7 protein-coding genes are annotated in these 11,078 nt (G+C 44.2%); 6 read left to right on the forward strand and 1 reads right to left on the reverse strand.

Features of this window, described 5'->3' with window-relative positions; all coding sequences use genetic code 11:
- The first annotated feature begins 93 nt into the window (after positions 1–93).
- The 6 genes from ACHUFI_RS19490 (at position 94) to ACHUFI_RS19515 (ending at position 9,147) form a co-directional block, all read left to right on the forward strand.
- Positions 94–972, forward strand: coding sequence for an AraC family transcriptional regulator (locus ACHUFI_RS19490; RefSeq protein ID WP_394252185.1), 879 nt, complete (start codon positions 94–96; stop codon positions 970–972).
- Between the two features lie 337 nt (positions 973–1,309).
- Entirely contained in the window at positions 1,310–4,468 is a 3,159-nt protein-coding gene (locus ACHUFI_RS19495) for a chitinase C-terminal domain-containing protein (protein ID WP_394252186.1), read from the forward strand.
- Positions 4,469–4,650: 182 nt separating this feature from the next.
- Positions 4,651–6,309, forward strand: a complete 1,659-nt coding sequence (locus tag ACHUFI_RS19500) for a glycosyltransferase family 39 protein (RefSeq protein ID WP_394252188.1) — start codon at positions 4,651–4,653, stop codon at positions 6,307–6,309.
- Positions 6,310–6,609: 300 nt separating this feature from the next.
- Positions 6,610–7,659: a hypothetical protein gene (locus ACHUFI_RS19505; RefSeq protein ID WP_394252190.1), complete on the forward strand. Its 1,050-nt coding sequence runs from the start codon at positions 6,610–6,612 to the stop codon at positions 7,657–7,659.
- Between the two features lie 47 nt (positions 7,660–7,706).
- The gene (locus ACHUFI_RS19510; RefSeq protein WP_394252192.1) at positions 7,707–8,759 is read left to right on the forward strand and encodes a hypothetical protein; all 1,053 of its coding nucleotides are present in this window, start codon (positions 7,707–7,709) and stop codon (positions 8,757–8,759) included.
- Positions 8,760–8,880: 121 nt separating this feature from the next.
- The gene (locus ACHUFI_RS19515) at positions 8,881–9,147 is read left to right on the forward strand and encodes a hypothetical protein (protein ID WP_394252194.1); all 267 of its coding nucleotides are present in this window, start codon (positions 8,881–8,883) and stop codon (positions 9,145–9,147) included.
- 106 nt (positions 9,148–9,253) lie between these two features.
- Here ACHUFI_RS19515 and ACHUFI_RS19520 read toward each other — a convergent pair whose 3' ends face one another.
- Positions 9,254–10,636: an MATE family efflux transporter gene (locus tag ACHUFI_RS19520; protein ID WP_394252196.1), complete on the reverse strand. Its 1,383-nt coding sequence runs from the start codon at positions 10,634–10,636 to the stop codon at positions 9,254–9,256.
- Between the last annotated feature and the right edge of the window lie 442 nt (positions 10,637–11,078).

Raw genomic sequence — 11,078 nt, forward strand, 5'->3', positions numbered from 1 at the left:
AAAGGTGGCGGTGATAAACGGTAATTCCTCCAATTAAATTGCCTATTTCTACATAATTGGTATTCTCTTAGTTCAAGTGAATTAGGAGTGGATATGTTGAACCTTGCCGAATTAATGCAATCTTACGTCGAATTGAAAGGCTGGAATGATCTGGAGGGAATCAGAGAAACAGCCATAAAAAATGTTTGGATGTATCGAAGTAGTGAAGGTAACGGACGTCAACCATTTACCTATCAATCTGGCATTATTCTATTAGGTCAGGGACACAAGAATATTCATATCGGTGAGCGACCTGTCGCTTATGGTCCGGGGGATTACCTTGTTGTTGGCGTGCCAATGCCGCTAGAATGTGAGGCCTTCCCCCAAGATGGAGAGCCACTTCTTGGATTGACGATCAATATCGATTCTAAGTTGCTTCATAAACTCGTAAAACGCATGGAAGAGGAATCTTTTCTTAACAGTGAATGCAATAAGCACCAGACAAGTGGTCTTGAATCTGCAGCGATGGAGCCGCAAATGCTTGATAGCTGCATTCGAATAATGAAAGCGCTTCATTGCGATATAGAAGCCAAGATCTTAGGGGAGTCACTGGTCACAGAGATCGTCTATCGAGCGTTGACCGGGCGAGAAGGGCGTGTGTTGTTCGAACTTGCTCACCATGACGGGCATTACGCCCGCGTTGCCAAAGCGTTGGCGAAAGTCCATCAGGAATATTCGAATGCGCTAACGGTGCAGTCACTTGCGGAAGAAGCCAACATGAGTGTATCTGCATTTCATGCTGCTTTTAGAAATGTCACGTTTGAAACTCCACTTCAATATTTGAAAAAAGTTCGTTTAAACAAAGCAAAAGAACTGATTCAAGTCGAGGGTAAGCGAGTCAGTGAAGCGGCTGAAATGGTGGGTTATACAAGCCCATCTCAGTTTAGCCGAGAGTTTAAAAGGCATTTCAATACCACCCCTCGCACCGTCTAGATAAGTCAATAAAAGTGATTGTTGGCTAAACGTATTAAATAAACCAATTAAAGCTAAGTGACTGAAAAATAGTTGGAATCGACGTCACGATTCGCGGCTGTGCCCACTTTTTCTTTAGGTATCCGAAATAAACGAAATATTAGTTATCGATGCAAAATAAGTGTGTATTCCTTACATGCTTGTAACAAATTGTTGCGAGTTATTTTATAAAATAAGGATCTTTTGAGTGTGAATTGTCGCTAGTGACCTAAAGTTGTTTCGCAAAGAGTTTTAAGTTGTCTTCAAAAAGGCAATACGAATTTAAACCTGTGAAACAATAACTTAAGGGATAGCGATTATGCATCTAAATCAAGGAAGAGTCGGTAAGAAAGCCTTTACCCTCAGCACTCTTACTGTGTCTTGCCTTATGGCATTTAACAGCTACGCAGCTGTAGATTGTTCAGCGATGGAATCTTGGGATTCAGCGGCAGTTTATACAGGCGGCGCGCAAGTACAGCACAAAGGAAGTGCGTATAAAGCGAATTATTGGAATCAGAACAACGACCCAAGTCAGTTCTCTGGCGACTACGCACAATGGAAATTGGTCGATGTCTGTTCTGGCGTTGTTGTGGGGAATGAAGCCCCAACGGCTAATTTAACGTCACCGAGTGCATCTGACGCGATCGTCGAAGGCGATGTGGTATTACTCAGTGCAACAGCGCTTGATAGTGATGGTACCGTCGATTCCGTAGCTTTCTATGTCAATGGAGCACTGGTCGCGACCGTTACACAGTCACCATTTGAAGCGACTTGGGCTGCCACGTCAGGTACCCATGAAGTTTCGGTTATTGCCAAAGATGATAAAGGTGCAGTAAGTACAGAAAGTGCGGTATCAATCGCCGTAGACTCTGCTCAAACAGGCAACGAAGCGCCAACAGTCGCAGTGACAGTTTCCGCTTCAAATGTAGACCTTGGTTCAGTGGTGACCTTATCGGCTAATGCGTCAGATACGGATGGAACCATCGAGAAGGTTGATTTCTACGTTGCCGGCTTATTGGTGGGTACTGCTGCGACTGCTCCTTATTCTCTTGATTACACGACGGCTAAAACAGGCGATCTGTCTGTTTATGCAAAAGCGACCGATAACGGTGGGGCGACGGCTGATTCAAGCATTGCAACACTGACGGTTAATGGTGCTCCAACGGTCGCTAGCTGTCGCCCTGATGGTCTTTATCAAACCGAAGGGGTGAATGTCCCTTATTGTTCTATCTATGACGAAGAAGGCCGAGAAAAAATGGGTGTTGATCATCCACGTCGTGTGATTGGCTACTTCACTAGCTGGCGTTCTGGGGATGATCCTCAAGCCGCTTATCTTGTAAAAGACATTCCTTGGGAGCAACTGACTCACATTAACTATGCCTTCGTAAGCATTGGTTCAGATGGAAAAGTGAATATTGGCGATGTGAATGACCCGAATAACGCAGCTGTTGGTAAAGAGTGGCCGGGTGTTGAAGTTGACCCTGCATTAGGCTTTAAAGGTCACTTCGGTGCTCTAGCAACAGCTAAGAAGAAGCATGGTGTGAAAACCCTCGTCTCTATTGGTGGTTGGGCTGAGACTGGTGGCCACTTTGCTGCCGACGGTAGCCGCGTTGCTGATGGTGGTTTCTACACCATGACCACCAATGCTGATGGTTCAATAAACCATCAAGGTATCGAAACTTTTGCGACCTCAGCGGTAGAAATGATTCGTAAGTACCAATTTGATGGCGTAGATATCGATTACGAATATCCAACCTCGATGGCAGGTGCCGGTAACCCTTACGATAAAGAGTTCATGGAACCTCGTCGCCAGTACCTATGGGCTTCTTACCAAGTATTGATGAAAGTTCTGCGTGAAAAACTTGATGCAGCGTCTGCTCAAGATGGCACGCATTACATGTTAACGATTGCGGCTCCATCTTCTGGTTATCTATTGCGTGGCATGGAAACGTTCGATGTAACCCAGTACCTCGATTACGTAAACATTATGTCTTACGACTTGCACGGTGCGTGGAACGATCACGTTGGTCATAATGCGGCATTGTTTGATACCGGTAAAGATTCAGAGCTTGCGCAGTGGAATGTTTACGGCACGGCTGCATACGGCGGTATTGGTTATCTAAACACTGACTGGGCTTATCACTATTTCCGTGGCTCGATGCCTGCAGGTCGAATTAATATCGGTGTTCCATACTACACGCGCGGTTGGCAAGGTGTGACCGGGGGCGAAAATGGCTTATGGGGTCGCGCTGCGTTGCCGAATCAATCTGAATGTGCTGCTGGCACAGGAGAGGGTGAGAAGAACAACTGCGGCCACGGCGCAATTGGTGTCGACAATATGTGGCACGACACTGACCCTAAAGGCGAAGAAATGGGCGCTGGTTCTAACCCAATGTGGCATGCGAAGAACTTAGAAAAAGGTATTTGGGGTTCTTACGCTGAAGCGTACAAGCTGGATCCGGTAAATGATCCGACAGACAAACTGGTTGGCACGTACACGCGCCATTTTGATAGCGTCGCGGTGGCTCCATGGTTATGGAATGCAGATAAAGGCGTCTTCCTTTCTACGGAAGATAAACAGTCCATCGATGTGAAAGCTGACTACGTCATTGATAAAGAGATCGGCGGTATTATGTTCTGGGAGCTGGCCGGTGACTATAACTGTTATGTGCTCGATGCCAATGGCAATCGCAGTTCCGTTGATACAACGGAGCAAGCGTGTAACAGCGGTAATGGTGAGTTCCATATGGGTAATACAATGACGAAGGCTATCTATGATAAGTTTAAGTCAGCGACTCCTTATGGAAATACTGTTGCAACAGGCGCGGTACCAGCTGAGACTCTTGATATTGCGGTATCTGTAGGTGGGTTTAAAGTTGGTGATCAGAACTACCCAATCAACCCTAAAGTCACGTTTACCAATAACACTGGCCAAGCGCTACCGGGCGGTACCGAATTCCAGTTCGATATTCCTGTTTCGGCTCCTGATAATGCGAAAGATCAGTCTGGTGGCGGCTTAAGTGTTATCGCCTCTGGTCATACTCGTGCAGACAACATCGGTGGTTTAGATGGCACAATGCACAGAGTCGCGTTTACTTTACCAGCATGGAAAGACTTACCTGCAGGCGGAGTCTATGAACTAGATATGGTTTATTACCTACCGATTTCAGGTCCTGCGAACTATACAGTGAACGTGAATGGTGTCGACTACGCATTTAAATTCGAGCAACCGGACTTACCGTTAGGCGACATTACAAGCGGAAACGGCGGCGGGGGTGATACGACGAACCCGGGTACATGTGACTCAACAGGCGCGACCACTTACCCTGATTTCCCACAAAAAGACTGGGCAGGGAATCCAAGCCATGCCAACGCTGGTGATAAAGTTATCCATGATGGCGTGGTATACACAGCGAACTGGTGGACAGCTTCAACTCCAGGAAGTGATGGTTCTTGGACCAAAGAATGTACGCTTTAAGACCTAGCTAACTAAACAAAAAGCATCCATTTGGGTGCTTTTTTTGTGACTTAAGGATAAAAGATGAATTTGAAAAAATAGAAATATACGCAGGGCTGGTGGTATTTGGAGTCAGCTATGAAAGCCTAGCTATACTCAAATAGATGTAATGAATCGTCATTCAACACCGGAGGTACAACTACTTGAAAGTAAAATTGCTGTACTTCACATTGTTTGGGTTTATCACACTCTTTTATTTAGCTGCGATAAAGTATATGGCGATCGTCAACAATGACTATATGGCGATTTACTTAACGTGGCTGGTGGAAATAGGAGGCCGTGCGGGGATTAACTTTAGCTTCGATAGTTATTCCCTAATGTTCACTATCTTGTCGCCATTGATTGACCGCTTTGGTGAAAATATAAACGTCGTTTACATCTTTCGCTTTATCAATGCCTTATTGATCATCCTTATTTCACTTCAGCTTTACCTGTTAATGAAATTGTATGTGCAGAAATACGTGGCGTTATGCTCTATCGCTGTGCTGCTGCTTACCACCGTGATGTATACCAGAGGAATTGATATTCGGCCGGATATCTTCGTGCTTGTTATATGGCTCCAAATCATTTTGATGCTAAGTAAGGAACAATCTTTAACTAATTGGCTAAGAATGTTCATTGTTGGCTTCTTATATGGAATGGGTTTTTTGTTTAAGGCCAAATCTTTAATCATCACTGTACCTATGTTGATCTTATTTTACGGTGGCTGCATTCATAGGGGGATAAAAGTTAGCGAAGGTATAAAGGCACTGGCGGCGATCATGGTGGGTTGTTTTGTCTCTTTAGTTATCTTTTTCTTGCAGGCCAACTTAAATGGAATCGATGAGCTATACAGTGCTGGGCTCACGTTACTTACTCACTCAATCGGCAATGAAGACGATGCAGGGCTAAAAAGTGTGGTGTTGTTTAACGCAGTCAAAGCGGATTTTGGCTATTGGCTGTTTTTTATCTTCGGTAGTTACATCGTTGCGCGAAACTACGCAAAATATCACACGAATCAATTACTGCTATTTATGGCGATTTTCACGCTGATTATCTTATCTGTTGTGATTAATCCGCATTACTACGCCTACAACTTAGTCTCTTTGTACTCTTTGATGATCTTGATATCAGCGCTTTATATAAAAATCCCTCTGGATAAGAGCTTCTTTTCTTCAAACAAAATGAAGGTGGTGTCCGGCCTCGCCATTACGTCTTATCTCATGATCAAAGCGTTTGTCGGAATGGTGGAAGTGTCTAAATACACGATTGACCACCAACTCGCGTTGAACAACTTCATAAAGCAAAACGTTAACACTTACCGCTCAATTTACGCTTACGGCAATATTGGGTTGCTGAGAAAGTCGAAAGTCCACTGGGTGGGTTATAGAGGTAAATCAAAAGAATACAACCGCGTAGGCTATAACGCTTGGAAAGAAATTGAAAAAACCAAACCGATCTTGGTGATTCTTAACTACCAAATTCTTGAACGTTTAGGCAGCTTAGATAGAAAGAATTTGTTTAGCCATTACACTTATTTGACGCCTCAAATCCTGACCCCCGGATTTAGCAGCGAAGGAAAGGTAGAAGGGCGCTTATTACTCACTGGAAACTACAGGCTAACGCATAGTGATGAGGGAGTATGTAATTTGAATGGTGACTTCTATGAAAGTAATTCGATTGTCAGCGTCAGAAAGGGCTTGCATACGCTCTCAACAACCTCTGGGAGATGTACGTTAAAATTTGCGTTTGACCCTGAAGCTGTCGAGCGTCTCATTGTAAGTAATCCAAATATGCTGCCGTATTTAGTGACACCTAGATAGCGATTTACACTCCTGTTTGGTCGGAAAATCGTTCAAATTACGCACTATCAAATGTTTTGCATAATCTATCCAAATTATGAATTGATGAATGTTTATACACATAACTTCTATAACCTTGGTCTAGATCTCATCTCTAAAGCGTGAACCTCAAATTTTTATGATCTAGTGCAAAAGCTCTCGTCGGACGAGTTGTCTAATGTTTGAACAGTGACTAATCCTATTTATCGAGCAAAGTAGTTTCGATGTTTGAATTTTGCTTAATGGTACCCACCAATTAAGGATTAATAGGTTAATAACATCATGAAAACAATAACAAAAGTTGCATCAATAGCATTGGTCACAGCCTTTTCAACTTCATCTCTCGCTGCTATAGGAAGCTATAAGGTGGTGTTGGTGCATGGGTTTCAAGCAGACCAGCTTCAATCTAAACCTAATCAAACACAGGTCGCCAACGAAGGGGAAGATTACTGGAAGGATTATTGGCTTCAATATGCCGATGCACGTATTGACTGGCCATCACATGAAAGGGTAGAAGGAAAAATATCGAGCGATTATGTGTGGCCAAAGCTGCAGGAGTTCTCTAAAAATGGGTTATGTCGAGATGGGTGCGTATTTGTCACCCATTCTACCGGTGATTTGGTGACACGTTACTTACTGGATAACCAAGAGAACTGGCTCACTAATGCTGGACTCGAACCTTTAAACGTTGTCGCGACCTTCGACTTTGCGGGAGCGGGTGGTGGTTCTGAGCTTGGTGACATTGTGGTTAACATTGCTGAAGGTGGGGGCTGGGCCAACAGCGCGATGCGATACGCGATTTCTCTTTGGTTAGGTGATATCCCTAATCAGCAAAACACCGGTGTGCTGAACGATCTTAAAGTGTCTAATGCAAGGCAGATAGCGCGTTTGTCTGAACATCGAATTCCTAGGGTTCGTTTTGTTGGTAACGGAACGGATTATTTCAAAACAACATCGGGTTTCTTGCCCGGCAACGATGATGGAGTCGTTGCTGCTCATTCTGCTTGCGGGGCATCAAATTCAGGTAGCTATGACAGTTGCTCGACTAGCCTGGCTATGAACGGGAAGATTGCGTCGCAAAGCAAGGGCGTCTCTAGCTTTATGCCTGAGCACTACCCACTCATCATGGGTGATGGGTACAGTCACGGCGATGTGATTAGCTCGGAGCATCAGGGTGAAGTCACTTCAAGCGTATCAAGTATTTCATTGGTTGATGGGCAGTCTGTCAGTGTCGAAACCTATACAGAAAATGGCTGGTGGGGAACCAAATACTTATATGTGAAAGGCTCGAATCGAGACACCATGTCTGAAATCGCGGCGAATCTAAATTAGTAGAGTTTGGGCTGGTCGGTAGGATCAGCCCATTACAGGAGCTCGATATGAAGAAAAGATACTGGCTGTATTTGAGCCTGACACTTGTAGCGTGTTTGGCCGTCATTTTGGGGTTAAACACAAACGAAAGTGATTTAGATGATGGCGCGGTTGCAAGTTCAAAAGGGGATAACTTCATCAATGTAGAGCAAGAATCAGAGTTAACGTTAGAGCCTAGCGAACAGAGCTTACCTAGCTTGAGTGAAGAAGCGTTAACAGAACCTTCGATGGTCTCAATTGATTTAACCAGAGTGGCGTTAAAGCACCAAGCTGTACTCCAATACCCTTCATATTCACAACCCATAGTAGATTCAAATAGCCCATATCTAGATTGGAATAAATTTGAAGAAGTGACGACCCCTGTTCTAGATGGCAATGCGACTGCGACATTAAGCGTTAATAAATATCGACATTTTTATCCAGACGAAATAGAGGTCAAGCTCAATTCCAGCGCATCGATATCAAGTGCAGAGCTAGAGGTAATTGATGTCGAAACAATGAAAACTCTTGACGTAATATCGTCAGAAAACTCCGAATGGCTTATTTCCCCAAGTTCCGACTGGCCAGAAGAAATGAGGTTTGTAGCGAAAATTGATTTCGACGAAGGGGCTGATGTTGTCACTGCGGATATACGCTTTTATCATTCTGTTGCGAGTATCTTATCAATAGATGATGTCTACGCTGACGGTGCTGACTTACGCATTCCTGTGACTTTGGAAACCGAGAAAGAAGGGGTATTTCGTGTCCGAGCGAATCTTTATGACATTAATGGGGTCGCACTTGCCTCTTTAGTGACGAAAGAGCATTTAACAGAAGGGCAGCAAACGGTCGAACTCAAAGCTTTTAAAAGCGTTCTACCTGCTGGGCGCTCTGACTTGTATTTAAAAGATGTGATGGTTGAAAGAATGTCGGGCTACCCAGGTGAAAAGGCTGGTTATGGGCAAAGTGGTGCTGATAGTTATTCTATTGGAAGTTTTGACTCCAACACCTTGTCGGATGAAGGCTACCAAATGTCAGAACAAGAGAAGCGACAAATTTCATTTTTGAAACAGGTCATATGAAAATTGACAGTAACAGAGTAGATTCCAAGCAAACTAGTCTATACAATTGAACAGTGTTTTATTTGTGACGGCGGTTTAAATTGTGATGAGGTTAAGTAAGGCTAAAATTCGAGGGTTGGCTTTGTCGAGTTTATTTTTTCTTGTCGCGTGCTCGTCGACGCCAGAACAAGAAATTGATGAACACCAAATTACGACAGAGAATCACGCAGAGCTTCAAGAAGCCGAGGTGACTCAAGCTGAAACGGAATACACTTCTGAACCAAAGGGAATCGATGGCGATGTATTGCTAGACAATACACCCGTGAAACAGATCCTTAATTCTTTAGAAAGCGTAGCGGATACGTTGAATGTGCTGAGTTTTGGGATATTTGCAGCGGAGCGAACGTGAGTTTGGGAGGCTATGCATGAAGTGTTCGTGCTTCAATACAATTGTTAGCGCCATTGTGAACGACGGAGCGCGTTATTGCCAAGTAGCAGTAACGCGCTTTTTGGTATTAGTGAGCGGGTACGGAGTTAAGAGGCTGTAAAGTTCGATTTTTCATAACGTATCGCAGCCTAAACAACATAAAGACAGCAGCAACGGTTAACCCCGTTAGAATACCGATCCAAAAGCCTTCTTCCCCCATCGCAGGAACCACATAGTCGGTTAAACCTAATATCATCCCCATTGGAAGCGCTAGCCCCCAGTATGATGCGATAGCAAAAAACATCGGGACCTTTGTGTCCTTATAACCACGTAACGCACCACTAGCAGCCGTTTGTAATGCATCGCTGAATTGATACATAGCAGTGAACACTAGCAGGGTAGCTGCAGTGGCGCTGATCACAGGATCTGTGGTGTAAAGCCTAATGATCCATTCCGGAGCGAGAATGAACATCGCCACAGAAAGTAATGAAATTAACGCAGCGACCAATATTCCGACTTTGCTGCGCTCAACGGCACCTAGTTCATCCTTTTCACCTAGTGCATGGCCAACACGGATTGTAATGCCAAATGAGATGCTCATTGGGATCACGTACGTCAGGCTCGATATATTCAGTGCAATTTGCGCGGCAGCCACATTTTCAGCACCAATACGCCCAATCATTAACGCGATAACTGCAAAGATGCTGCCACACACGGCGATATTCATCCCGATAGGTAAACCTAATCTAAGGAGATGAAGCATTTCTTTGGCTTTTGGTTTTGCATCCGAAAAGTTGATGATGGTTTTATAATTGTGATGCCCTTTGATGTAAGAGTAGAGTATTCCCGACATCATCCAGTACACCAAGCTTGTCGCCCAGCCACAACCGACGGCCCCCATCTCAGGAAAACCGAACTTACCGTAAATAAGCACGTAGTTAACCGGAATATTTACCATTAAACCAATGACAGAAATGATCATTGGTACTTTGGTGTTGTTCATGCCCTCACAGAACCCATTCAAGGTATAGAACAGGGCAATGCCCGGAACGCCAAACGCGAGTGCAAAGGCGTAGTCGCTACCAATTGGAATAATTTCAGAAGCAACGCCAATCCATTCCAAGATTGGTTTGGCGCTGACTAGGTAGGTAATCAGTAACACGCTTGCGATTAATGCCAGCCACACCATTTGGAAGAACTCAACGGAGAGACTCCTAAAATCACGAGCACCTCGGTGGTAAGCCACAACGGGCGTTAATGCCATAATAATGCCACGCAGTAATAGCAATACAGGAATCCAAAGGCTGGTGCCTAATGCAATTGCAGCAAGGTCGGCGGGGCTGACTTGACCAGCCATAGTAGTATCGACAAACCCCATTGCTTGAGTAGCAATTTGAGTCAAAATAATAGGAATGGAAAGATGCATAAGCGCACCTGATTCGCGAGAAAAAGGACGTAGTTTTGTTAGCATGGAAGATCTTAACACCAATATAAATACACGAATGATGGCAGGATGACCGGTGTGTATTTTAGGATGTGCCCTTTAGGCGGCGATAATATAAACACCTTACCGTATGGGGTCAAGCATTGGATTTGTAGCACCTAACTTACCAAGTTCCAAAGCGTAACCTTCACGATTCTTAGACTGGTTTTATATACAGAGCCTTACAATGTTTGCTTCAGTCATACTAGATAGAAAATTTCTATATTTGCCAATCGAATCACCAAACTGATCTCATAAGCCTTTGTTATAAGGGCAATAACACGGGTACAATTGGTGGGATAAGAAACTAGACAGAAATTTTCTGCATTTAAATATAGAATTTTTCTGTCTAATAACTGTTGAACTAAGCCGCTTCGCGGAGGGCTTTCCTCTCACTTACCCGATAGACCAAACTTATGATGTATCCATA

Origin of the sequence: Vibrio profundi, assembly GCF_043642225.1 — a bacterium.
GTDB lineage: Bacteria > Pseudomonadota > Gammaproteobacteria > Enterobacterales > Vibrionaceae > Vibrio > Vibrio profundi_A.

Coding starts and splice junctions, on each gene's coding strand:
- ACHUFI_RS19520 (WP_394252196.1), bottom strand. CDS start 10,636: ATGCTAACAAAACTACGTCCTTTTTCTCGCGAATCAGGTGCGCTTATG.
- ACHUFI_RS19495 (WP_394252186.1), top strand. CDS start 1,310: ATGCATCTAAATCAAGGAAGAGTCGGTAAGAAAGCCTTTACCCTCAGC.
- ACHUFI_RS19505 (WP_394252190.1), top strand. CDS start 6,610: ATGAAAACAATAACAAAAGTTGCATCAATAGCATTGGTCACAGCCTTT.
- ACHUFI_RS19490 (WP_394252185.1), top strand. CDS start 94: ATGTTGAACCTTGCCGAATTAATGCAATCTTACGTCGAATTGAAAGGC.
- ACHUFI_RS19510 (WP_394252192.1), top strand. CDS start 7,707: ATGAAGAAAAGATACTGGCTGTATTTGAGCCTGACACTTGTAGCGTGT.